Raw genomic sequence first — 23,588 nt, 5'->3', positions numbered from 1 at the left:
GGCCGAGGATGACGTCTTATCTAGGGCCAAAAAGCCCTTCTTCTTAACGTCAAAGCTGCTCGATCATCGCCGCAGCGGCAGAGACCGTCGCCTGGCCGGGGTTTTCTTCCACGTTGAGCGACTTCACCACACCATCTTCCACCAGCATTGAATAACGCTTGGAGCGCACGCCGAGGCCGCCGGCGGAAAGATCGGCATCGAGGCCGAGCGCCTTGGTGAAAGCCGCGTCCCAGTCGGCGAGGAAGTGGATTTTGCCCTGACCGCCGGAGGACTGCGCCCATGCGCCCATCACGTGCCAATCGTTGACGGCGACGACGGCGATATCGTCAACGCCCTTGGAAAGAATGGTGTCGCGGTTTTCGAGATAACCCGGCAGATGGTTCAGTGAGCAGGTGGGGGTGAAAGCGCCGGGAACGGCGAAGAGAACCACCTTCTTGCCGCCGAAAAGCGCGTCCGTGGTGGTTTCCACCGGGCCGTCGGCCGTCTTTTCCTTGAAAGTTGCGGAAGGCAGTTTTTCGCCGATCTTGATGGTCATGTCCGTGCTCCTGTAGCCGTTCGGTTCGCGCGACTATAGAGTTTGGCAGGGAAAAGTGGAACCCGGTTTTCCCGGGAAGACAAACGAAAACGAGGGGTCCGCATCCCGTCAGATTCAGAATGAACCTGACAGGATCCGGAGCACGGAAATGAAATCTGTCATGCGGTTTTCGAGCTAATTTCCAGCGCTGAAACGCTGCTCAGGGCTTCGGGAAATTCAGCGTCGTTTCCATGGCGCGGTCGCCGGATTTGACCAGGATGGGCCAGCTGTTGCCCTGCACCTGATAGGTTTTCGGCAGGCCCTTGATGTTCATGTAGAAGGAAAGCTTGCGCTTGTCGCGCACCAGGTTCTGCGGCTCGTAATAGGCAAAGCCCGAGGGACCGGCGATGAAGATTTCGGTCTCCTTCGGCGCGTTTTCCGGAAGCTGCAATTGCACGCCGAGCATGGTCTTGTCGGGCGTGATGTGGAAATCGATCACCTTGAAATCGTCGGATGCCGCCTCGGGCAGCGTTTCGCGCGCCTCCTCCAGCAATCGCCGTTCCTCGCGGTCGTCATCGCCCGCATTGCCGCGCTCGATTGAAAACTTCGCCTCGAAGGGAATGCAGATATTCTGGCACACGCCGATAAAGGCGGTGAGATCGATTTTCCCGCTTGCCGCCGGGTCCGTGGCTTTCAGCTGAAACGGAAGGCTGACGGCGTGGTCGTAGCCGATATCGGTGATGTCGCCATTTTCGATCAGCTTCGGAACCGGATAGGCCATGGTGGTGAGCGCCGCACCACTTGCCGGATCGGGCGTGATCTGCGGCGGTATGCCCGCTTCGCCCGGTTCGCGCCAATAGGTGATCCAGCCGTCCTTCGGTTCGATCTGCAGCACGCCGCGCACCACGCCGTCGGCATCCATGGCAAGGCTTGCCACGCGCATCTGGCCGCCTTCGCTTCTCGCCCAGTCGGTAATCTCGGCCTGGGCGGCTTCAGCACCGCCAAGTAGGGCAGCAAATGCCGCTGCAAAACGGAAATGTGAAAATCGAAAGAATATTCTGGCGCTCATGCTTTCCGTCTAACCCAACATCGCCCGGCGGACCAGTTACGAATTCGTGCGGTTCATCATTTTCGGTTGATTGATCGGGCGCTATGCCGCATCCTGTCCTTTGTCGAAGTGCGAACGCCGTTTTCCGTTAAACGACGGAATGCGGTCTGCTGGAGGCGCCGGTGAGCTTTTCAACCCTGATGGACAAACGCGAACGTGGCTTTCTCGATGGTCAGTTCCTCATCGCGATGCCGGGGCTGGACGACGGCAATTTTGCCCGTTCGGTGATCTATATCTGCGCCCATTCGGATGCCGGCGCCATGGGCTTCATCATCAACCGGCCGCAGCAGATTACCTTTACGGATATTCTGCTGCACCTGAAACTGGTGGATAGCAACGACGCCATCATGCTGCCCAACCGCACCCGCGAATTTCCGATCCAGTGCGGCGGCCCGGTGGAATCCGGCCGGGGTTTCGTGCTGCATTCGGATGACTATTTAAGCGAATCCAGCATTCCGGTCAGCGATGATATTTCATTGACAGCAACGCTCGATATCGTCCGCGCCATTTCCAACGGCCGCGGTCCGCAAAGGGCCACCATGATGCTCGGTTATGCCGGCTGGGGTCCGGGCCAGCTGGAAAACGAGATCGCCAATAATGGCTGGCTGAATTGCCCCGCTGCGGAAGAGCTGATCTTCGACCGTGGGCTGGACAATAAATACGAGCGGGCGCTGGCGCTCATGGGCGTCGATGCGCGCATGCTTTCCACGGATGCCGGGCACGCCTGAGCCCCTGAATGTTCCGCCGGTTTTGGCTGGAACCAAATCCCGACCCCTGACGTTACTCACCCGGAAAGCCGGACAGACAGTACGGCTCAACAAGGGAGTAGTATTATGGGTAGCACATCTGACAAGATCGCCGGTAAAGCCAATGAAGTTGCTGGCAAGGTGAAGAAGAACGTCGGCGAAGCGACGGGCAATAATGAATTGCGCGCCAAGGGTGCCGCCCAGGAAGCCAAGGGCAAGGTACAGACCAGCGTTGGCAAGGCGAAAGACGCCGTTAAGGGCGCCGTCGACCGCATGTAATATCGCCCGACGGATTGCGCCTTTCTGACGATGCGGCGCCTGGGAGCGCATGTGTAACAGCACATGCGCTCTTGTCGTCTGAGGGCCGGAATGTCCGGCTTGTTACGCCGTTCATGTTGATATCCTAGATTTGCCTCCACCCACCCGATCCATCGCAAGGGTTTCATCGATGAAGCTTTTTTCCTGCGCATCCTGCGGCCAGCCGGTCCATTTCGACAATCGTTTCTGCGTTTCCTGCGGTCATCGTCTGGCCTTCGTGCCGGAGCGGCTTTCAATGGAGGCGCTGGCGCCCGCGGGTGAGCCGAACTGGCAGATCGTCGCGGACCCGCAAAAACAGGTGCGGTTTTGTGCCAATGAAGTGAACGATATCTGCAACTGGTCAGTGCCGGCGCAAAGCGACAGCGCCTTTTGCCCGGCCTGCAGCCACAACCGTCTGGTGCCGGATATCGCGACCGAGCAGGGCATCGCACAATGGCGTCGCATCAGCCAGGCGCAGCGGCATCTATTCTATTCGATCCTGCGGCTCGGCCTGCCGCATCCCAATCGCGATGCCGATCCGGCCGGTGGGCTGGTCTTCGATTTTCTGGTGGACGAGGTGGCGCCTGACGGTTCCGTCATTCCCGCCATGACCGGTCACGATGAGGGCCTGATCGCCATCCGCGCCGCGGAGGCCGACGATGTCACCCGCGAGCAGGTCCGCGCCAATATGAACGAGCCGTACCGCACCATGCTCGGCCATTTCCGCCACGAGGTGGGGCACTTCATCTGGAACAAGCTGGTGCGGGATGAGAACCGCCTGGAGGCCTGCCGCGCCGTCTTCGGCGACGACAGCGAGGATTATGGCGCCGCTCTGCAACGCAATTACGAACAGGGGCCGCGTGCCGACTGGCAGGAAAGCTTCATCAGCTCCTATGCGTCCGTCCACCCCTGGGAGGATTTCGCCGAGTGTTTCGCCCATTATCTGCACATCGTCGATACGCTGGAGACGGCGCGCGCCTTCGGCGTGGCCATCGATCCCGATGGGCACGAAGAAATGGCGGCGGAGGTGACTTTCGATCCCTACAACGCCCGCAGCGCCGAACAACTGGTCAAGGCCTGGATTCCGCTCAGCGTCGCGATCAACTCGATCCAGCGCAGCATGGGGGAGGCGGACCTCTATCCCTTCGTGCTGACGCCGCCGGTGGTGGTGAAGATGGAATTCATTCACGACCTCCTGCATGGGAGGGTGGCGGCGGATGCGCAGCCGGTGATGATGGTTCAGTAAATATTCGGCGTGCAGATTGAAAATCCGAGACGTTCCGGGGAGCATTAGCCCTCTCCGTCGTTATCCTCGGGCTTGTCCCGAGGATCTGCCGTCGGTAGTTTTAGCATGCGTGATTGGATCCTCGCGACAAGCCCGAGGATGACGAGGAATTTGAGGAGGAGACTGCGCCCCCTCGCTGCCATGTACCCAATACTCCGCTTACGAAGCCCGCTTCGTCGGCTGGAACCGCTCCCGCAGAAGCTTCAGCGCCGCATCGCCCGAAACCGGGGTGCCGAACAGGAAGCTTTGGCCGAAATGGCAGTTCATGCGCGCCAGTTCGGCCGCATCCTCGGGCGTTTCGATGCCCTCCGCCACCACCTGCATGTCGAGCGCCCGCGCCATGGCGATGACGGAGCGCAGGAGCACGTTGCGTTTGTCGCTGGTATTGGCCACCAGCGCCTTGTCGAGCTTGATGGTGTCGAAAGGGAAGCGGGTGAGATAGGCGAGCGACGAATAGCCGGTACCGAAATCGTCCATGGCGAGGCTTAAGCCCGTTTCCTTGAGCTTGGAAAGCACCAGCCGCGCCTGCTCCGGGTTCTCCATGACGACGGATTCCGTCAGTTCCAGCTTCAGCTGCTGCGGATTGCAACGGGTGCGGGTCAGCATGCCGCGCACATCATTGTACAATTCATTGTTCAGCAGCTGCGCACTGGAAATATTGACGGAAATGAAGATCGGCATCTTCTCGATAGCGTGCTGCCAGTCCATCAGATCGGTCGCCGCGCGTTCCAGCGCGAACATGCCGAGCGGCTCGATCAGGCCGGAGGCCTCCGCAATCGGAATGAACTCGCTCGGTGGTATATTGCCGCGCTTGGGATGTTCCCAGCGCATCAGCGCCTCGAAACCGGCCAGTTCGCCATCGTCGAGCTTGACGATTGGCTGATAGGCCAGCGACAGCTCCTTGCGTTCGATGGCGCGGCGAAGGTCGCTTTCCATCTGCAGCCGGTCGGTGCCCGAGGTGCGGAAGGCGGGGCGGAAGGGCTCGACGCGGTTGCCGCCGGCGCGCTTGGCGCGATACATGGCGAGTTCCGCATCGCTCAAGAGTCCGGCCGCACTTTCCTGCTGGTCGATCCACGAAACGAGGCCGATGGAGGCGGTGAGGATGATTTCGCGATTGGCGAAATTGATCGGCACCATGATCGCCTTGTTCACCGCATCGGCGAAATCGGCCACACGCTGCGGATCGCGCTCCGAGGTCAGGATCAGGCCGAACTCATCGCCGCCAAGACGCGCCAGCGTATCCTGCGGTTTCAACAGACGGCGCAGACGACGGGTCAGCGCAATGAGGATATTGTCACCGGCAGCAATGCCGAGCGTATCGTTGACCAGCTTGTAGCGATCGATATCGATGGCCATCACGGTCGGGCGCACGCCGTCGCTGTCGGAAGACAGGTTGAGGATCGATTGCAGGCGGTCGAGGAACACCTGCCGGTTCGGAAGCCCGGTCAGATTGTCGTTCATCGCATCCTGAAGCAGCCGCTCGACGGAATTCTTCTGCTCGGTAATATCGGTGATGGTGCCGACGCAGCGGATGATTTCGCCGTTGGAGCCGAGAACCGGGCGGGCGCGGATTTGCAGCCAGTGGAAATGACCGTCTTCGGCGCGAATGCGGAATTCGTGGTTGAGGCGGCCTTTGCGATGGTCAAGCAGCACGTCGAGCGTCGCCTTGAACCGGTCGCGATCGTCAGGGTGCAGGCGCGGCAGCCAGTTGCGCGCAGCGCCATGCATGGTGCCGGGTTCGAGCCCAAGCCGGTTGGAAATGTCAGGCGTGGTGACGATGCGGTCACGCGTCACATCCCAGTCCCAGACGGTATCGCCGCTGCCTGTCAAGGCCAGCGACTGGCGTTCGAGATCGGAGAACAGACCCTGCTGGTAGGCGCTGCCGGCAAAGGCGTGCTGGATGACGGTAAAGCCGATCAGCAGCACGATCAGCACCAGCCCGCCGCCGAGTGCGGGCTGTACGATGTCATTGTCCAGTTGCCCGGTCACTGTCAGCCAGCTGCCGAACAGCCAGACGAGGATAAGCGCCCAGGAAGGCACGAGCAAAATCGCCCGGTCGTAACGGTTGAAACCGAGATAGACGATAAGTGCGATGCCGGCCGTTGCGGTGAGCGCGAAGGACACGCGCGCAATGCCGGAGGCGACCGAGGGATCGTAAATGGCAACGCCGAACAGCAGCGCCAGACCCACCACCCAGGCAAAGGTGGCATAACCCAGATGCGCATGCCATCGGTTGAGATTGAGATAGGTGAACAGGAAGACCACGAAGCTGGAGGCGAGCGCCACTTCCGCGCCCGCCCTCCATATTCGCTGATCGCTTGAGGTGACGGTGATGAGCTTTTCGAGGAAGCCGAAATCCACGCATATATAGGCGAGCACCGCCCATGCGAGTGCGGCCGAGGCCGGCAGGACGGAAGTGCCCTTGACCACGAACAGGATGGTGAGCAGCACGGCGAGCAGGCCGGCAATGCCAAGCACGATGCCGCGATAGAGTGTAAACGCGTTGATCGTGTCCTTGTAGGCCTCGGGCTCCCACAGATAAAGCTGCGGCAGCTGCGGTGTGGAAAGCTCGGCGACGAAGGTGATGACGGAGCCGGGATTGAGGGTGATGCGGAACACATCTGCATCCGGGCTCGGCTGCCGGTCGAGTGCGAAACCTTCGCTCGGCGTGATCGCCATGATGCGCTGCGAGCCGAGATCGGGCCAGAACAGCTTGGAATTGACGAGGCGGAAATGCGGCGCGACGATCACGCGCTCCAGCTGCTCTTCGGAGACGTTGGCAAGTGCGAAAACCGCCCAGTCGCCCTGATGGTCGGTGGAACTGGCGCGCACCTCGATACGGCGGCGAATGCCGTCGGGGCCGGGCGCGGTCGAGACCTGAAAGGCTTCGCCCTGGTTGGCATAGATATCGGTGGTGGCCGTCAGGTCGAGCGCCGTGTCGTCACGGGAAATCTTCACCGGCTCGAAGGCGTAGGAATAGGAAGAGAAAAGCAGGAAAAGCAGGAAAAACGGCGCAGCCAGCGCGATTGCCGCCAGACGTTTCGCAAGGCACGGCGCAGTGTGATTGTAGGTCATGTATCGTACTTCGTTCCGCCGGAGCTTTGCTTGTCGGCAAGAAGGGAAAACATCATATGATCCCGCCATTGGCCATTGATTTTCAGATATTCCCGCAGGAGGCCTTCCCGCTGGAACCCGGCATTTTCGAGAAGCCGGATGCTTTTGAAGTTTTCCGGAATACAGGCTGCCTCGATACGGTGCAACTGAAGTCCGTTAAAGATGTATGGTATTACCAATTTTAATGCGGCAGACATATGGCCTTGGGCGGCGTGCCGCTCGCCGATCCAGTATCCGATCATGCAGCTTTGCGCCGCACCCCGGCGGATGTAACCGATGGTGATGCCGCCGACCAGCAGCGTCTCTTTCTCGAATAGCAGGAAGGAAACGGCGGTGCCGGAGGAAAATTCCTGGCCGTTGCGCACCACGCGCATGCGGAAGGCGCCTTCCGTCAGCTCATCCGGCCGCCAGGTCGGCTCCCAGGGCTGAAGAAACTGCCGGCTTTCGGAGCGCAGCACATGCCATTGCTTGAAATCGCCGTAGCGCGGCAGTCTGAGAAGGTGATTAGCGCTGCGCAGTTCTGGCGTGTCGCTATGTCGGGAAAGAAAACGCAGCATTCACGATCCCTGTGCGGCAGACATCGCCATCCGCGAGCGGGATGGCGAAAAAGATGAGCGGTCTTCGCCTTTAAATCCCGCTCTCATATCGGTTTATCCGTTCGCCTTTATCCTTGCGGGCTGCTGCGCGGAAAGCGCCGCAGTGATGTCGGAAAGAGGCGGCAGATGTTCGAGCGGGCCAATTGCGGACAATGTCGGAACTGTATCGAAAAACAGCCGTCCCGCAAGATCGGTCAGGCGCGCGCGGGTGATGTCGCCAAGCCGCTCCATCATCTCCTCATTGGGGATGGGTCGGCCGTAAAGCATCATCTGCCTGGCCATCTGGCCGGCGCGGGCGGCCGGGCTTTCCTGGCCCATCAGCAATTGCGCGCGGATCTGCGCCCGGGCGCGGTCGATTTCTTCCTGATGGATGGTCTGCGAGGACTTGCGAAGTTCCTCCAGAATGACGGGCACCAGTTCCGGCAGATCGTTGCCGCCGGTGGCCGCATGCACACCGAAGATGCCGGTATCGGAAAAGCCCCAGTGGAATGCATAGACCGAATAGCACAGGCCGCGATATTCGCGCACTTCCTGGAACAGGCGGGAGGACATGCCGCCGCCCAGTATATTGGCGAGAATCTGCGAACAATAGAAATCGCGGGCGTGATAGGCCTTGCCCTCGAAGCCAAGGAGCACCTGCGCATCCATCAGGTCGCGGGTCTCGCGGATTTCCCCGCCGGTATAGATAGCCTTTTCGAGCACCGGCGTGGCGATGGGCAGCTGCGGCAGCGAGGCGAAACGTTCTTCCACCTGCTTCACGAAGCTCTCGTGATCGACAGCGCCTGCCGCCACGACGAAGATGCGGTCCGTCGTGTAGTTGCGGGCGAGATAATGCCTGATCTGGCCGGTGGTGAAGGATTGAACGGTGTCCGGCGTGCCGAGGATCGGGCGGCCGATGGTCTGGTCGCGATAGGCGACACCGGAGAAATTGTCGAAGATCACGTCGTCGGGCGTATCGGTCGCAGCGCCGATTTCCTGCAGGATGACGTTTTTCTCCCGCTCCAGCTCGTCTTCGTCGAACAGCGATTCCGTCAGGATGTCGGCAAGGATATCGACGGCGAGGGGGACGTGGTCTTTCAGGACGCGGGCGTAGTAGGAGGTCGTTTCCGTCGATGTCGCGGCGTTGACTTCGCCGCCGACATTTTCGATTTCTTCGGCGATCTGCCGGGCGGTGCGGCGCGCCGTGCCCTTGAAAGCCATATGTTCGAGAAGATGGGCGATGCCGTGTTCGGCAGTCGTCTCGTTGCGGGAACCGGATTTGATCCACACCCCAAGAGCGACGCTTTCGAGATGCGGCATTTTTTCCGTCACAACGGTCAACCCGGACGAAAGCCGGGTCACATTTACTCTCATACTCAACGTCTTTCCGCGTCTCTATTTGCCGGCGCGTGCGTGCTTGCCGATGAAGGTTTCCACGGCTTTGAGCTCCGCATCCAGAATGTCGAAACGCTCCTCCCGGTTCATAATGTCAGCTAACCATACTGGAAGCGCAGGCTCGATTGCGCAAGCGGATTTTACAGCGGCCGGGAATTTAGCCGGGTGAGCGGTCGACAGAACCACCATCGGGCTTGACGCCTTTTCGTGCTTTTCCGCCACGAAAACGCCGGTCGCCGTATGCGGGTCGATCAGGTAGCCGGTTTTCTCAAGCGTGTCGCGGATCGTTGCCGCCACCTGCTTTTCGGTGGCGCGGCCGGCGCGGAAATCCTTCTTGATGAATTTCAGCGCATGCGGCGGAATTTCAAAGGATCCGGATTGCTTGAGGCCGTCCATCGATGCCTTTACCGCAGCGGAATCACGGCCATAGGCTTCGAACAGCAGGCGCTCGAAGTTGGATGAAATCTGGATGTCCATGGAGGGCGAGGTGGTCGGCTTGACGCCGCGCATCTCGTAACGCCCGGTCTTCAGCGTGCGCGCCAGAATGTCGTTGTCATTGGTGGCGATGACGAGCTTGTCGATCGGCAGGCCCATCTTCTTGGCGACGTAACCGGCGAAGATATCGCCGAAATTGCCGGTCGGAACGGTGAAGGAAATCTTCCGGTCTGGGCCGCCGAGCGAGAGAGACGCGGTGAAATAATAGACCACCTGCGCCATGATGCGCGCCCAGTTGATGGAGTTGACGCCGGAAAGCTTCACGCCGTCGCGGAACTTCACGTCGTTGAACATCTCCTTCACCAGCGTCTGGCAATCATCGAAATTGCCGTTGATCGCCAGCGCATGCACGTTGGAAGCGGTCGAGGTCGTCATCTGGCGCTGCTGCACCGGAGAGACCTTGCCGTTCGGGAAAAGGATGAAGATATCGGTGCGCTCGCGGCCGGCAAAGGCGTCGATGGCCGCACCGCCGGTATCGCCCGAGGTGGCGCCGACAATGGTGGCACGCTCGCCGCGTTCGGAAAGCGTATAGTCCATCAGGCGGGCGAGAAGCTGCATCGCCACATCCTTGAAGGCGAGCGTGGTGCCGTGGAAAAGCTCGAGAACGAAGGTGTTAGGTCCGGTCTGCGTCAGCGGCACGACGGCAGGATGGCGGAAGGTCGCATAGGCGTCGTCGATCATCGCCTTGAACTTGTCTGCGGGAATCTCGCCGCCGGTGAAACGGTAGAGAACCTCGAAGGCGACATCCTGATAGGACTTGCCGCGCAGGTTGCGGATTTCCTTCTTCGACATGGAAGGCCATTTGCGCGGAACATAAAGCCCGCCGTCACGGCCAAGGCCCGCCAGAAGCGCGTCGCAAAAACCAAGCGAAGGGGCCGCACCCCTGGTCGATACATATTCCACGAGATAGTCCCTTATCCGTTACCGATGCGATCGGCGTCTTTGTCCGCAGCGTCTCACCGGAATGAGGCGATTGGCGAGCTAATGAAGGGCTTTTCTGAAAATTCAAGCAAAACCGAACATGCCAATCGATTTTTTCCGGCGTCGCTGCTATAGACCATCGCCAACCTGGGTGAAAGGTCAATAAACAGCGTCTCCGGTTCTGTTCCGGGACAAGGGAGAGGATTTAGAAGAGTGTCAGGGAATTTCTTGCGTTTGTCCGCCGCGATGTCGCTTCTCGTCGTTGTTGCAGGATGCAATTCCTCCAACCCGTCGGACTCGCTTGCCGTCAACCCGCCGGCGGCGCAGGCCGCACCGACGGCTGCCGTGGTTCAGGCCAATTGCCCGGCCGTGACGGTTCTCGATGCCAACGCCGTTCATCGCGTCTATGCCGGTGGCGCCAAGGACGATCCGCAGAAACTCGCCTATCAGGTCTCGCTGTCCGATACGACGCGTTCGTGCACCGCCAATGAATCGACGCTCACCGTGAACGTGCTGGCCCAGGGCCGCCTCGTTCCCGGCCCGATGGCCAAGCCCGGACGCGTGACCGTGCCGATCCGCGTGACGGTGAAGGACGGCGACGGCGAGATCTACGGCGAAACCACCGCCTTCGCCGTCGATGTTCCCGCAGGCGGGGCCGGCACGCAGTTTATCTTCAACAACGACCACGTCGCCATCCCCAACGGACCGGGCGGCGCACCGAAGTCGGTCAGCGTCTTCATCGGCTTCGCGGAGCAGGGCGCAAAGGCAAAGACCAAGCGCCGGTGATTTGACGGGCGAAATGTAAAAAACCGGGGGCTGCTTTTGCGGGCTCCGGTCAGATCGCGGACAAACCATTCCTCACACGCGACGTCATCCTCGGGCTTGCCCCGAGGATCCAAACACGTATCGTAAAATCAAAACGTTGCAGATGCTCGGGACAGGCCCGAGCATGACGAAGCGGCGTTTGTGACAAAGCCACAGATTAAAAAGCGCCTTCCCACTCCGCCATCGCCGCAATCACGGCCGGCAGGTCTTGCATGCGTGAGATCACCGTTTCGGCGCCCGCATCCGTCAGCCGGTCGGCGTGGCTCGGATAGGTGTGGGATGCGCCGGTGAAGCCGATGACGCGCATGCCGGCGGCTCTTGCGCCATGGATGCCGTGCACGGAATCCTCGACCACGACCACGCGGTCGGGGGAAACGCCGAGTTGCGCCGCGCCATGCAGGAAGATGTCGGGCTTCGGCTTCACGCGGTCGGCGCCGAGGTCCTTGGCAGAATAGATATGCGGCGCGAAATAGGGCTTCAGGCCCACCTTCGTCAGCATCATATCGAGGCGGTGGCTCGACGAGTTCGAGCAGATGCAACGCGGCGTGGTCAGGCGCGACAGGGCGAATTTTACGCCCTCGATGATCTTCACGTCGCGTTCCAGCCGCATGTCGAGCAGCTTTTCCGATTTATCGAGCAGGGAAGCGGAGAGCGGAATGCTGGCTTCGCTTTCCACCTGCAGAAGAATGTTCTTCCAGGTCATGCCGGCGAAGCGCTCGCCCATTTCCTCGACGGAGATCGGATATCCGGCTTCGGTCAAGAGGCGGGATTCCACCTGCGCCGCGATGATTTCGGAATCGACCAGAACGCCGTCACAGTCGAAAATAATGAGGTCGAAGCCGCTCATGGGCGCTCCCTGTATCGGATTTGGCTGGAAGAAAATGATGCCGGGCTTTTAGACCATGTCCGCGCCAAGCTCAACCGGCTCACCCGCAAAGGTCGGTCCCATCGGGCTCATAGCTCGGTCGGCCTGTGTAAGCGACTGTGCCGCCTCGAATATTTGGTTTGGCGTTCCTCTTTCGCGCAAAAACCGCTACACACGGTCGCGCCATATGCGTTATGGGATGTTGTTATGCCCAAGACAGTGAAAAACACGCCCGAAGACACCATTGCCGCGCGCATCAGCCGCACGCTCGCCGACCGCATCGTTCGCGGTGAGCTGTCGCCGGGCGAAAGGTTGCGGCAGGACCACATCGCCGCCGAATTCGGCGCGTCGCATGTGCCGGTGCGCGAGGCATTCCGCCGGCTGGAAGCGCAGGGGCTTGCCGCCAGCATTCCGCGCCGGGGTGTCCGGGTGGCGGATTTCGGCCTTGATGATGTGCGCGAGGTGGCGGAAATGCGCGCCGCCCTTGAGGTTCTGGCGCTGCGCCACGCCATTCCCAACATGACGCCCGCCATTCTCGACCAGGCGGAGGCGGCAACGCTCGAAGGCGACAGCGCCGTCGATGTGCAGCATTGGGAGGAGGCCAACCGCCGCTTCCATCGTCTCATCACCGCGCCCTGCAACATGCCGCGCCTGATGGAGGCGATCGACGGGTTGCATGCGGCGAGCGCCCGCTTCCTGTTTTCCGCCTGGCGTGCCGGCTGGGAGCGCCGTACCGATACCGATCACCGCGCGATCATCGATGCGCTGCGCGGCGGCCGCGCCGAAGAGGCGGTGCGTATCCTCGACGGGCATGTGCAATGGATCGGCCGCAAGGCGATCCGCACCTCGTCCGGCTCGGTGCGCGACGCCTTCGCCATCGTTGGATAGGGCGGGCCCGTGACCGTCCGCCTGCGGCCCCACCATCTTCTCTGTATGCTTACTTACGTGGGCAAGGGATATACGTCCGGTTTCGTCGAAAATTACGACCGTGTCGCCGCCCGCCTGAATGCCGGCGAGGAGGATATAGAGCTGGTGGATGGTCCGGACGATATCTGCGAGGGCCTGTTGTGTGAAAGCCATGCCCACTGTTTTAACGAAGGCGTGGTGCAGCGGGATGAGACGGCCCGCCTTTCGGTGTCAGCGCTTTTGGGCGAGACACTGACCGCCGGCAAGAAGCTGCAGGCGACGCCCGACTTTCTCGCGAAGATGCGTCTGGCTTTCGCCGCAGGCGAGATCAGGCCGGCCTGTCGAGGCTGTCAGTGGATAAGGCTGTGCGACCGTATCGCGGCGTCAGGCTTCGCAGGCGTGAAAATCGGAGAACGTCCGGAGCCTCCGGCCGGGCGGCGGCCGAGGCCTACTCCGGCACATTCGTCTCGGTTCTCTCGGCGGCCTTGACCGTCGCCTTGATCTCCTTCGGCTCGCGGCCGGATTTCTTGTCGTAGCTCACCTTCACCGAATATTCGCCGGGATGCAGGGTTTCCTGATGCTGCGCGCCGTAACGGCCGGAAATCTCCTTCTGCGTGCCCTGAAGATCCCTGGTGGTTTCAACGATATCGATCCGTTCTGCACCGGGCGCCTTGATGGCGAGAACGCCCGCATCGAGATCGAGGGTGATTTCGGTTCGTTTTCCGGCAGTCACGGTGAATGGTTGTTCCACCGTCACCTTGCCCAGACGCGCACGCATGACGAAGTCACCAGCGGGCATTTCCATGATCTTGCCGGTGCCGTAAATGCCGTTGATGGTCTCACGCGTGCCATCCAGCGTTTCCTTGGCCGACATCGCTTCGAAGCGGATATCGTCCGTTTCCACCGCCCTGCCGCCTTCCGCATAAACGGCCTTGGCGATCACCACGCCGCTTGGAATGACCAGCTCGTGGCTGATCTTCTCGCCCGCCTTGATGGCAAGCTTCTCCTCAGCCCGCGCCGGGCCGATTCTGCCGGTGAGGACGACGTCTCCGGCCGGCACGAAGACGGTATTCTGGCCATAGACGCTGTCCTTGAAATCGTCCTTGGTGATTTCCGTCTTCGCCTGCGTTTCCACATCGCCGCCGGCGCTGCGTTTCGGCACGACGGTCAATTCCGCAGCATCAAAATTCACCTTCGGCCTCGCGACGCTTCCGTCCTTCACCTCGAACGACACTTCGCGGGTCACATTGCCCAGCGCCGCCACCCCGACATATTTGCCCGCCGGCAGTTTCGCCTCGAAGGTGGCGTCATAGGAGCCGCCGGCATTGTCGTCGGTCCGCCCGCCGGAGCGGTCTGCCTTGTAGAAATCCCACCGCACCCTGTCGCTGTTGCCGAGCGAGGGGCCGCCATCGAACAAAACCGCGTCGGTGACGACGTTATATTGCGGGGCCGGTTGCTGCGCCTGCGACGGCGCCGGCAGCGCCGTTGCGAAAAGCGCGGCGCAAACGACATTCATGGAAAGAGAAGCCATTTTCATCACGGACCCCATTGCGGATTACCCCCTGCCATAATGGCTCTTCCCGCCGCGCCGATATGCGGGGACAGCAGAACCCGTTGTGCACAACGTTTTTGCCCGACTTCGGGTTCCCCCGCCGGCCGCCGCAAATCGCGCCTGCGGGCCGCGACAGCCATTTATTTCGCATTTTCCGTGACTTGTTCAGGCTTTGATAACCATCTTCGGTAACCATAAGCATCAGTAGAGAGTAAGCGTATGGAGCGAGTACCAATGGCAGCAGTTTTTCCGCTGGCCGATTTTCGGCGTGCCGGTTTTGATCGTGCGGGCGAGAGCGACGCCTGGAAAGACAGCATCATCAAAGGTGATTGTGTCGCTGCCTTGGATGCCCTCCCGAGCCAGTCGGTCGATGCGATTTTCGCCGATCCGCCCTATAACCTTCAGCTTGGCGGTACGCTGCACCGTCCCGATCAGTCGCTGGTCGATGCCGTCGATGACGAATGGGACCAGTTCGCCTCCTTCGAGGCCTATGACGCCTTCACCCGCGCCTGGCTGCTCGCCTGCCGCCGCGTCCTGAAGCCGAACGGCACCATCTGGGTCATCGGCTCCTACCACAATATCTTCCGCGTCGGCTCCATGCTCCAGAACCTCGATTTCTGGATCCTGAACGACATCGTCTGGCGCAAGACCAACCCCATGCCGAACTTCAAGGGCCGCCGGTTCCAGAACGCGCATGAGACGATGATCTGGGCCAGCCGCGATCCGAAAGCCAAGAACTACACCTTCAACTACGATGCGCTGAAGGCCTCCAACGACGATGTGCAGATGCGCTCCGACTGGCTGTTCCCGATCTGCAGCGGCAACGAGCGTCTGAAAGGTGACGACGGCAAGAAGGTGCATCCCACCCAGAAGCCGGAAGCGCTGCTGGCGCGCATCATCATGGCCTCCACCAAGCCGGGCGATATCGTGCTCGACCCGTTCTTCGGCTCCGGCACCACGGGTGCCGTTGCAAAACGTCTCGGCCGCCACTTCGTCGGCATCGAGCGCGAACAGGATTACATCGATGCGGCATCCGCCCGCATTGCCGCCGTCGAGCCGCTCGGCAAGGCGGAACTGACCGTGATGACCGGCAAGAAGGCCGAACCGCGCGTTGCCTTCAACACGCTGGTGGAAAGCGGCCTCGTCCGCCCGGGCCAGGTGCTGACGGATGCACGACGCCGTTATAGCGCCATTATTCGTGCCGATGGTACGATTGCATCCGGCGGGACCGCCGGCTCCATTCACCGCCTCGGCGCGAAGGTGCAGGGTCTCGACGCATGCAACGGATGGACGTTCTGGCATTTCGAAGACGGCGACGCGCTGAAGCCGATCGACGATCTGAGAGCGATCATCCGCAGTGAACTGGCAAAGGCCGAATAGTCAAAGCCCAAAAGGCTTGGACGCAACGATCCACCGCCCGCCCTTGTCAGCCTATGTCTCCGTCCGGTTTAGTACCTTCAGTCCCGGATGGAGAACGACCAACGCCCGGCACTTCGGTGTCGGGCGTTGGTGTTTTCGAGTATACTATTTTAGCAAGACAAGTTTCGCGCAAGAGATCGGCAATACTGTCTCAAATCAGAGCAGTGGTTGTGAAAATCCGGTTCGGAAAAATCACAAAAACATTGCGTCCGATGCCGCTTGCGGCAGGACTGGCGCAGGCCGGAGACCGCCATTTCCGCCTGCGCCAATTTCTTTTCCCGATCTGGGAATTTATCGGACTTCCACCCCATATTCCCGCAAATCCTGCCGCAGCTTTTCCGCGCCGGTGAAGTGCACGGCCTGCCAGCCCGCCGCTTTCGCGCCTTCGACATTCACGAGCGTATCGTCGATGAAGAGGCTGGCGGCCGGATTGAGGCCGAATTCCCTCGCGTGCAGATCGTAGATCGCCACATCGGGCTTCAACAGCTTCACATCGCCGGAAACGGTGACGCCGCGCGGCAAAGTGAGGAAGGGGAACATCTTCTGCGCCTCGCGGAAGGTGTCGGAGGCGAAGTTGGTCAGCATCGTCACGTCGTAGCCGCTGTCGATCAGGGCAACCATGATCGCGACGCTGTCGTCATAGGAATGCGAGACCATCTCGTGCCAGAACCTGCGAAAGGAGCGGATGTGCTCTTCCCGATCCGGGAACTGCTCCACCAGCAGCGCTTCGGCATCCTCCCAGCGGCGGCCGCGATCCTGTTCCAGGTTCCAGTCATGGGTGCAGACGTTTTCGAAGAACCATTTGCGCTCGTCGGCATCGGGAATGAGACGGCTATAGGGAATATGCGGATCGTAATGGATCAGCACCTTGCCGATGTCGAATACGATATGCTCAATCTTGGTCATCGAAATTTCCTGCGTTCATCGAATGCGGATGGAATAGCTTGGGCGATGACTTTTTTCATCACCGTTGGCAGCGCCTGTGCGTCAAGATTTGTAACCGGCTCCCACCATCCGTCATCCGGGCCGGTTTTAAGGTCTTCCGGCACCTGCGCGCGATAGACGGTGAGCCGCAGTTCGAAATGGGTGAAGACGTGCACGATAACGCCCGCCGCCTGCCAGCCGGCGGCAAAGGGCGCATGGCTCGCCTCCGTGCCGCCGTCCATACGGGCGGTCCATGCCGTTGTCGGCACCTCGGTCATGCCGCCGAGAAGCCCGCTTTCGATGCGCCGGCGGAGCAGGATTTCGCCGCTTTCATTCACCGCCACGAAGGCGGCCCCGAGCCGCACCGGCTTTGCCTTCTTCGCCGCCTTGACCGGAAAACGCTCCGGCTCGTCATGGGCAAGCGCAAGACAGTGGCCGTTGAACGGACAGAGCGCGCAGGCCGGCCGTTTCGGCGTGCAGATCGTCGCGCCGAGATCCATCATCGCCTGGGCGAAATCGCCGGGCCGGTCGGAAGGGGTAAGCGCGGCCACCTTCGCTTTCATGGCGGGCTTTGAGCCGGGCAGGGGAGCGTCTATGGAAAAGAGGCGGGAGATGACGCGCTCCACATTGCCGTCCATCACCGCCGCCTGCCGGTTGAATGCGATGGCCGCCACGGCGGCGGCGGTGTAGTCGCCGATGCCGGGCAGTTGCTTCAGACCCTCTTCGCTGTCCGGAAAGATGCCGTCATGCTCGCGCGCCACGGCTTCGGCGCATTTTTTAAGGTTGCGGGCACGGGCGTAATAACCGAGCCCCGCCCAGGCCGCCATGACATCCTCGACCGGCGCCGCGGCCAGATCGCTGACGCTTGGCCAGGCGGCGAGAAACTTCAGGAAATAGGGTTTCACCGCCTGCACCGTCGTCTGCTGCAACATGACCTCCGACAGCCAGACGTGATAGGGATCGGCGCGTTTTCCCCGTGCCGCCATGGCCGGAGACGTGCGCCATGGCAGTTCGCGATGGTGCCGGTCGTACCATGCGAGAAGTTGTTCCGCTGTCGGATGTGATATGTGTCGCCGCGTATGTGTGTTCATCGCCGCTGAACATAGACACGGCACGGCAATCTGCAACAGCAGCCTGCGGCGGCGGCGTGGAAAACCGCATCCGGCCAACGAATGCCCGACATCGAAACCCATGATCCGATTTTGGAGGAAGAGCCCCATGCTGAATGCGCTGCTGGATAATATACCCCAACCGCTGCTTTATGTTATCGGGGTTCTGTTGGCCCTGTGCCTGATTGGAAGCCTGTTGAACCATATTGGCCGGCTGTGTTTCGGGCGGCAAAACAGCGTGGCCTTTGTGGTTTCCCGCCTGATCGGCGAAGTCCGTGAACTGGAGAAGATGAGAGGCAAGCCCTCGCGCCGCTTTCGAATGATCGAATCCGGTTTCTGGGCGATTTTCTGCCATGGCCTGTGGATATACCTCTCCATCGTGCTGACCTGCATGTTGGTGATTGCCGTTATGTCGGATAAGCCGGGAATATCGCATCTGAAGTTTTTGGCTGGGGCCTATTTCCTCTTTGGATGTTTGGTGGCGGGAATGATACGCTTGGGCGCCTGCCGGGACTGGCGGCGATTCCGGGCGCTGTTGCGCGGCGAAGAAGATGACGATGGCGCGACCGCTTGAGGCCGCTTGGCCTCTGTCGAGGAGAGCATGAAGAAACCCGCAGATTCATTCCGCAAAGGCGTCGTTCAGATCGCCGAAGTCGCCAATGGCATCATGGACCCCGTGTTGTCCAAACGAGCGGGCATCAACACGGCGCTGCTCGGCTCCTGGGACGAGATCGCCGGCGAGGACTTCGCCGATTGCACCCGGCCGGAAAAGATCACCTGGCCGCGCCGCGACGAGGGGCCGGATCGCGGCGGTTACCAGCCGGGCGTGCTGACGATCGCCTGCGAAGGCGCGCGCGCGCTGTTTCTCACCCATGCGCAGGGCGAACTGATTGCCCGCATCAACGGCTTTTTCGGCTTTCCGGCGGTGCGCCAGATCAGGATCGTGCAGAAACCGGTGTCCCAAACCGTCAACCGCCGGCGCAAACCGCAACCCTTACGCGGCGATGCGGCAAAACGTCTCGATGACATGATGGACGGCATCGAGAGCGAGGCGCTGCGCAAGGCGGTGGAGAGGCTGGGCACTGCGGTATTGCAGAAAAAGCCGCGCGGCAGGACGATTTGATGTGCACGGGCTGTCCTTGACTGGTCACAATTCTTTGACAAGAAGAGTTCAAAACCCCGCTTGTGATGAACAGGCCGTCGCTATATCGGAATCAACGGACAATAGAGTCTATTACCAACAGGTGCTTTCATGCATTTTCCCGAACTGACCATTTCCCGTCGCAGCCTCCTCGGCGGCGTTGCTCTTGCCGCCGTTGCCACGGCCCTGCCGTTTGCCTTCACGCCCGGTATCGCCGAGGCGCAGGAATTGCCTGAATCCACCGGCGATGTGGATATGGCTGCGGTGATGAAGCCCGGCCCGCTGCCGGAAGCCGCGCTCGGCGATGCCAACGCACCCGTCAAAATCGTCGAATACATGTCGATGACCTGCCCGCACTGCGCCAACTTCCACAACAAGACCTTCGAAGAGATCAAGAAGAAATACATTGATACCGGCAAGGTCTATTTCGTGCTGCGCGAATTCCCGTTCGATCCGCGCGCCGCTGCCGCCTTCATGCTGGCGCGCTGCGCACCGGAAGGTCAGTATTTCCCCTTCGTTTCCATGCTGTTCAAGCAGCAGCAGAGCTGGGCCGTTGCACAGGATGCGCGCGCTGCCCTGTTGCAAATGTCGAAAATGGCCGGTTTCTCACAGGAGTCTTTCGAGGCCTGCTTGACGAACCAGAAACTTCTGGATGATGTGAACGCAACCATGCAACGCGGTGCGACGGAATTCGGCGTCAACTCCACGCCGACTTTCATCATCAACGGCAAGAAATATGCGGGAGACATGTCGGTTGAAAACATGTCGGCTGTCATCGACAAGCTGCTCTGATCGCCGGACCCTTAAAGGAACGGGCGGCGGATATTTCCGCACGCCCGTTTTTTATTGCCTGTCTTCCGGCCGGAGCATGACGGCATGAAGTTCAACAAGCTCCGCCTCGTCGGTTTCAAATCCTTCGTAGAACCTTCCGAATTCATCATCGAGCCGGGGCTTACCGGTGTCGTCGGGCCGAATGGCTGCGGCAAGTCCAATCTGGTCGAAGCGCTGCGCTGGGTGATGGGCGAGAATTCCTACAAGAACATGCGCGCCTCCGGCATGGATGACGTCATCTTCTCCGGCTCCGGCAATCGCCCGGCCCGCAACACAGCGGAAGTCGGCCTTTATCTCGACAATTCCGACCGCACCGCGCCCGCCGCCTTCAACGATGCCGATGAAATTCAGGTCACACGCCGCATCGAGCGCGAAAACGGCTCCGTCTACCGCATCAACGGCAAGGAAGCCCGCGCCAAGGATGTGCAGCTTCTGTTCGCCGACGCCTCTACCGGCGCGCGCTCGCCCTCCATGGTGGGGCAGGGACGTATCGGCGAGCTCATCAATGCCAAGCCGCAGGCCCGCCGCCAGCTGCTGGAAGAGGCGGCCGGCATTTCCGGCCTGCATTCCCGCCGCCACGAGGCAGAACTTCGCCTGCGCGCCGCCGAGACCAATCTGGAGCGGCTGGAAGACGTCACCGCCCAGCTGGAAAGCCAGATCGAAAGCCTGAAACGCCAGGCGCGGCAGGCCAACCGTTTCAAGATGCTGTCCGCCGATATCCGCGCCCGCGAAGCGACCCTGCTGCACATCCGCTGGGTGGAGGCGAAGGAAGCCGAAGGCGAGGCGGAAAGCGCGCTCAATCAGGCGACGAACATCGTCGCCGAAAAAGCGCAGGCGCAGATGGAAGCGGCCAAGCAGCAGGGCATCGCCAGCCTGAAGCTGCCGGAGTTGCGCGAGGACGAGGCGAAAGTCGCCGCCGCCCTGCAACGCCTGCAGATCGCCCGCACCCAGCTGGATGACGAAGCGAACCGCCTGCTGCGCCGCCGCGATGAGCTGGCCCGCCGCCTGTCGCAGCTTGGCGAGGATATTATCCGCGAGGAACGGCTGGTCTCCGACAATGCCCAGATACTCGCACGGCTCGATGAGGAAGAGGCTGAACTCCTCGAAATCCTCTCCGATTCCGGCCGTCATGCGGAAGAGATGCGCGAAGCCTTCGAAGCTGCGGCTATCAAGCTGGCGGAAAGCGAAGCCATCTTCACCGCGATTACCGCCGAGCGGGCCGAGGCGTCCGCCGCCCGCCAGCAGTTGGAGCGGGCGATCCGCGATCTTTCCGACCGCAAGCTTCGGCTGGAACGGCAATCGCAGGAGGCATCCGCCGAGATCGATGCCATCGACGAAAAACTCTCCGGCCTTCCCGATCCTTCCGAGCGGCGCGAAGCGGTCGAGGCGGCGGAGATCGCGGTCGAGGATGCCCTGATCGTGGTGGAGGAAGCCGAAGCCGCCGTCGCCGAGGCGCGTTCCGCCGAAGCGCTGGCGCGCGCGCCGCTGGAAACGGCGCGGAACCGGCTGAACGCGCTGGACACGGAAGCGCGCACCATCACCAAAATCCTTGCCTCCAGCGCCGCCGCCAATGGCAGCTTTACCCCGGTGGCGGAAGAAATGACGGTGGAGCGCGGTTTCGAGGCTGCATTGGGTGCCGCTCTCGGCGACGATCTCGAAAGCCCGCTCGATCCCGCCGCGCCCGCCTATTGGGCCGGAAATGGCGATGGCGCTGATGATCCCGCCTTGCCGCAGGGTGCGAAACCGCTTCTGGATTATGCGCAGGCGCCGGAAGCCCTGCGCCGCGCTTTGGCGCAGATCGGCGTCGTCGCCAACACTGCGGAAGCCCTGCGTCTGTTGCCGCACTTGAAGGCCGGCCAGCGGCTGGTGACGCGCGAAGGCGCGCTGTTGCGTTGGGACGGTCACATCGCCAGTGCCGATGCGCCGGGTGCCGCAGCGCTTCGCCTGTCGCAGAAGAACCGCCTCGCTGAAATCGAGACAGAACTGGATGAGGCCCGCTCCATTCTGGACGAGGCCGAAGACCAGCTTGCCGCGAAAACCGAAGATATCCGCAGCAGCGAATTGCGGCTCTCGGACGTGCGCGACAGAAGCCGGCTTGCGACCCGCCATCTTGCCGAGGCGCGCGAGGCGCTCACCATCGCCGAAAGGGCCTCGGGCGATCTGCTGCGCCGTCGCGATATCGTGTCCGAAGCACTGAACCAGATCGGTGCGCAGATCGATGAGATCGCCGTTCAGGAGGAAAACGCCCGCATCGAAATGGAAGACGCGCCTGATCTTTCCGTGCTGGATCTGCGGCTGCGCGAAAGCCAGCTTGAAGTTGCGACCGACCGCGGCCTTCTGGCGGAGGCCCGTGCCCGCCATGAGGGCGTTAGCCGCGAGGCGGAAAGTCGCCAGCGCAGAATTCAGGCGATAGGGCAGGAGCGCTCCACCTGGCAATCGCGCGCAGCAAGTGCGGCCGATCACATCGCCACGCTGCGCGAACGTGAGGAAGAGGCGCGCGAGGAAATCGCCGAGCTGGACATAGCGCCGGAGGAGTTCGACGAGAAACGCCGCAACCTCCTCAATGAATTGCAAAAGACCGAAGACGCCCGCCGCGAGGCCGCCGACCGGCTGGCCGAGGCGGAAAACCTGCAGCGCGCCGCCGACCGGGTGGCGGCAACGGCGCTTTCGGAACTGGCCGAAGCACGCGAAAAACGCGGCCGCGCCGAAGAGCGGCTGGTCTCCGCCCGCGAAAAGCGGCAGGAAACCGAACACCGCATCCGCGAAACGCTGAATACCGAGCCGCATATGGCGTTCCGCCTGACCGGCCTCGGTCCCGACCAGCCGAAGCCGGACATTCGCGACGTCGAGCGCGATCTCGACCGGCTGAAGATCGAGCGCGAAAGGCTGGGCGCGGTCAATCTGCGCGCCGAGGAAGAGCAGGCCGAGCTTTCCGCCAAACTCGAAGCGCTCATCAAGGAGCGCGACGACATCATCGACGCCGTGCGCAAGCTGCGCGCCGGCATCCAGAACCTCAACCGCGAAGGCCGCGAACGGCTGATCGCCGCTTTCGATGTGGTCAATTCGCAGTTCCAGCGGCTGTTCACCCATCTCTTCGGCGGCGGCACGGCGGAATTGCAGCTGATCGAATCCGACGATCCGCTGGAAGCGGGGCTGGAAATCCTCGCCCGCCCGCCGGGCAAGAAACCGCAGACCATGACGCTGCTTTCCGGCGGCGAGCAGGCGTTGACGGCCATGGCGCTGATCTTCGCGGTCTTCCTCACCAATCCCGCGCCCATCTGCGTGCTGGACGAGGTGGATGCGCCGCTCGACGACCACAATGTCGAGCGTTACTGCAACCTGATGGACGAGATGGTGGCCTCCACCGAAACCCGCTTCGTCATCATCACCCACAATCCCATCACCATGGCGCGCATGAACCGCCTCTTCGGCGTCACCATGGCCGAACAGGGCGTCTCGCAGCTCGTCTCCGTGGATTTGCAGACCGCTGAGCAGTTGCGCGAAGCCGTCTGAGGCTTCTTTTCCCCTTCGCCTTCATTACGAATTTATCTGGCGGTATCACCCAT

Annotated in this window: 21 protein-coding genes; 11 read left to right on the top strand and 10 right to left on the bottom strand. The window is 61.3% G+C overall.

Features of this window, described 5'->3' with window-relative positions; genetic code table 11:
- Positions 1-49 precede the first annotated feature (49 nt).
- Both ACQZ5G_RS06130 and ACQZ5G_RS06125 read right to left on the bottom strand, forming a co-directional pair.
- Entirely contained in the window at positions 50-535 is a 486-nt protein-coding gene (locus tag ACQZ5G_RS06130; protein WP_003521115.1) for a peroxiredoxin, read from the bottom strand.
- Positions 536-734: 199 nt separating this feature from the next.
- Entirely contained in the window at positions 735-1,583 is an 849-nt protein-coding gene (locus ACQZ5G_RS06125; RefSeq protein ID WP_448737407.1) for a protein-disulfide reductase DsbD domain-containing protein, read from the bottom strand.
- A gap of 161 nt (positions 1,584-1,744) precedes the next feature.
- On the opposite strand from ACQZ5G_RS06125, the gene ACQZ5G_RS06120 reads away from it, so the two are divergent.
- From ACQZ5G_RS06120 to ACQZ5G_RS06110, 3 genes are all read left to right on the top strand, one after another.
- Positions 1,745-2,350 (top strand): YqgE/AlgH family protein, encoded by a 606-nt coding sequence (locus ACQZ5G_RS06120; RefSeq protein ID WP_003521117.1) that lies wholly within the window; start codon positions 1,745-1,747, stop codon positions 2,348-2,350.
- Between the two features lie 105 nt (positions 2,351-2,455).
- Complete coding sequence (locus ACQZ5G_RS06115; RefSeq protein ID WP_003521119.1) at positions 2,456-2,647, top strand: CsbD family protein; 192 nt, start codon at positions 2,456-2,458, stop codon at positions 2,645-2,647.
- A 169-nt stretch (positions 2,648-2,816) separates the two neighbouring features.
- Positions 2,817-3,911, top strand: coding sequence for a zinc-binding metallopeptidase family protein (locus tag ACQZ5G_RS06110; RefSeq protein WP_448737408.1), 1,095 nt, complete (start codon positions 2,817-2,819; stop codon positions 3,909-3,911).
- 198 nt (positions 3,912-4,109) lie between these two features.
- Here the strand turns inward: ACQZ5G_RS06110 and ACQZ5G_RS06105 are convergent, their stop codons facing one another.
- The 4 genes from ACQZ5G_RS06105 to thrC form a co-directional block, all read right to left on the bottom strand.
- Complete coding sequence (locus tag ACQZ5G_RS06105) at positions 4,110-7,025, bottom strand: EAL domain-containing protein (protein ID WP_448737409.1); 2,916 nt, start codon at positions 7,023-7,025, stop codon at positions 4,110-4,112.
- Positions 7,022-7,621 carry a GNAT family N-acetyltransferase gene (locus ACQZ5G_RS06100; protein ID WP_003509108.1) on the bottom strand — a complete coding sequence of 200 codons (600 nt, stop codon included), beginning with the start codon at positions 7,619-7,621 and terminating at the stop codon, positions 7,022-7,024. Before ACQZ5G_RS06100 ends, ACQZ5G_RS06105 begins: the two co-directional genes overlap by 4 nt.
- Before the next feature lie 93 nt (positions 7,622-7,714).
- Entirely contained in the window at positions 7,715-9,013 is a 1,299-nt protein-coding gene (locus tag ACQZ5G_RS06095) for a M16 family metallopeptidase (protein WP_003520499.1), read from the bottom strand.
- Positions 9,014-9,034: 21 nt separating this feature from the next.
- Positions 9,035-10,432, bottom strand: a complete 1,398-nt coding sequence (gene thrC / locus ACQZ5G_RS06090; RefSeq protein ID WP_003520498.1) for a threonine synthase — start codon at positions 10,430-10,432, stop codon at positions 9,035-9,037.
- Between the two features lie 264 nt (positions 10,433-10,696).
- Here thrC and ACQZ5G_RS06085 point away from each other — a divergent pair, with 264 nt between their 5' ends.
- Positions 10,697-11,236, top strand: coding sequence for a hypothetical protein (locus ACQZ5G_RS06085; protein WP_035236805.1), 540 nt, complete (start codon positions 10,697-10,699; stop codon positions 11,234-11,236).
- Between the two features lie 196 nt (positions 11,237-11,432).
- Here the strand turns inward: ACQZ5G_RS06085 and ACQZ5G_RS06080 are convergent, their stop codons facing one another.
- On the bottom strand, positions 11,433-12,122 hold the full coding sequence (locus ACQZ5G_RS06080) for an HAD family hydrolase (RefSeq protein WP_448737410.1): 690 nt from the start codon (positions 12,120-12,122) through the stop codon (positions 11,433-11,435).
- A 225-nt stretch (positions 12,123-12,347) separates the two neighbouring features.
- Here ACQZ5G_RS06080 and ACQZ5G_RS06075 point away from each other — a divergent pair, with 225 nt between their 5' ends.
- Together ACQZ5G_RS06075 and ACQZ5G_RS06070 are read left to right on the top strand one after the other, a co-directional pair.
- Positions 12,348-13,028 (top strand): GntR family transcriptional regulator, encoded by a 681-nt coding sequence (locus ACQZ5G_RS06075; protein ID WP_065654301.1) that lies wholly within the window; start codon positions 12,348-12,350, stop codon positions 13,026-13,028.
- Positions 13,029-13,073: 45 nt separating this feature from the next.
- Positions 13,074-13,535: a DUF1284 domain-containing protein gene (locus ACQZ5G_RS06070; RefSeq protein WP_448737411.1), complete on the top strand. Its 462-nt coding sequence runs from the start codon at positions 13,074-13,076 to the stop codon at positions 13,533-13,535.
- Here ACQZ5G_RS06070 and ACQZ5G_RS06065 read toward each other — a convergent pair.
- Positions 13,495-14,595 (bottom strand): hypothetical protein, encoded by a 1,101-nt coding sequence (locus ACQZ5G_RS06065; protein WP_448737412.1) that lies wholly within the window; start codon positions 14,593-14,595, stop codon positions 13,495-13,497. The genes ACQZ5G_RS06070 and ACQZ5G_RS06065 overlap by 41 nt on opposite strands.
- Positions 14,596-14,832: 237 nt before the next feature.
- Between ACQZ5G_RS06065 and ACQZ5G_RS06060 the strand changes: the two genes are divergently transcribed.
- Positions 14,833-15,978 carry a site-specific DNA-methyltransferase gene (locus tag ACQZ5G_RS06060; protein ID WP_196379538.1) on the top strand — a complete coding sequence of 382 codons (1,146 nt, stop codon included), beginning with the start codon at positions 14,833-14,835 and terminating at the stop codon, positions 15,976-15,978.
- Positions 15,979-16,308: 330 nt separating this feature from the next.
- On the opposite strand, the gene ACQZ5G_RS06055 is transcribed toward ACQZ5G_RS06060, so the two are convergent.
- Positions 16,309-16,923, bottom strand: coding sequence for an HAD family hydrolase (locus ACQZ5G_RS06055; protein ID WP_448737413.1), 615 nt, complete (start codon positions 16,921-16,923; stop codon positions 16,309-16,311).
- On the bottom strand, positions 16,920-18,032 hold the full coding sequence (gene mutY, locus ACQZ5G_RS06050) for an A/G-specific adenine glycosylase (protein ID WP_448737414.1): 1,113 nt from the start codon (positions 18,030-18,032) through the stop codon (positions 16,920-16,922). Before mutY ends, ACQZ5G_RS06055 begins: the two co-directional genes overlap by 4 nt.
- A gap of 127 nt (positions 18,033-18,159) precedes the next feature.
- On the opposite strand from mutY, the gene ACQZ5G_RS06045 reads away from it, so the two are divergent.
- The 4 genes from ACQZ5G_RS06045 to ACQZ5G_RS06030 all read left to right on the top strand — a co-directional run bounded on the left by ACQZ5G_RS06045 (position 18,160) and on the right by ACQZ5G_RS06030 (position 23,535).
- On the top strand, positions 18,160-18,624 hold the full coding sequence (locus ACQZ5G_RS06045; protein ID WP_448737415.1) for a hypothetical protein: 465 nt from the start codon (positions 18,160-18,162) through the stop codon (positions 18,622-18,624).
- 27 nt (positions 18,625-18,651) lie between these two features.
- Complete coding sequence (locus ACQZ5G_RS06040; RefSeq protein ID WP_080817472.1) at positions 18,652-19,173, top strand: DUF721 domain-containing protein; 522 nt, start codon at positions 18,652-18,654, stop codon at positions 19,171-19,173.
- A 129-nt stretch (positions 19,174-19,302) separates the two neighbouring features.
- On the top strand, positions 19,303-19,983 hold the full coding sequence (locus ACQZ5G_RS06035) for a DsbA family protein (protein ID WP_448737416.1): 681 nt from the start codon (positions 19,303-19,305) through the stop codon (positions 19,981-19,983).
- Between the two features lie 84 nt (positions 19,984-20,067).
- Positions 20,068-23,535 carry a chromosome segregation SMC family protein gene (locus ACQZ5G_RS06030; protein WP_448737417.1) on the top strand — a complete coding sequence of 1,156 codons (3,468 nt, stop codon included), beginning with the start codon at positions 20,068-20,070 and terminating at the stop codon, positions 23,533-23,535.
- Positions 23,536-23,588 lie beyond the last annotated feature (53 nt).

The sequence above is a fragment of the Agrobacterium sp. 22-214-1 genome (assembly GCF_053522465.1).
Note: the sequence above shows the minus strand (reverse complement) of the source record. Positions and strands in the feature narration are given on the sequence as shown.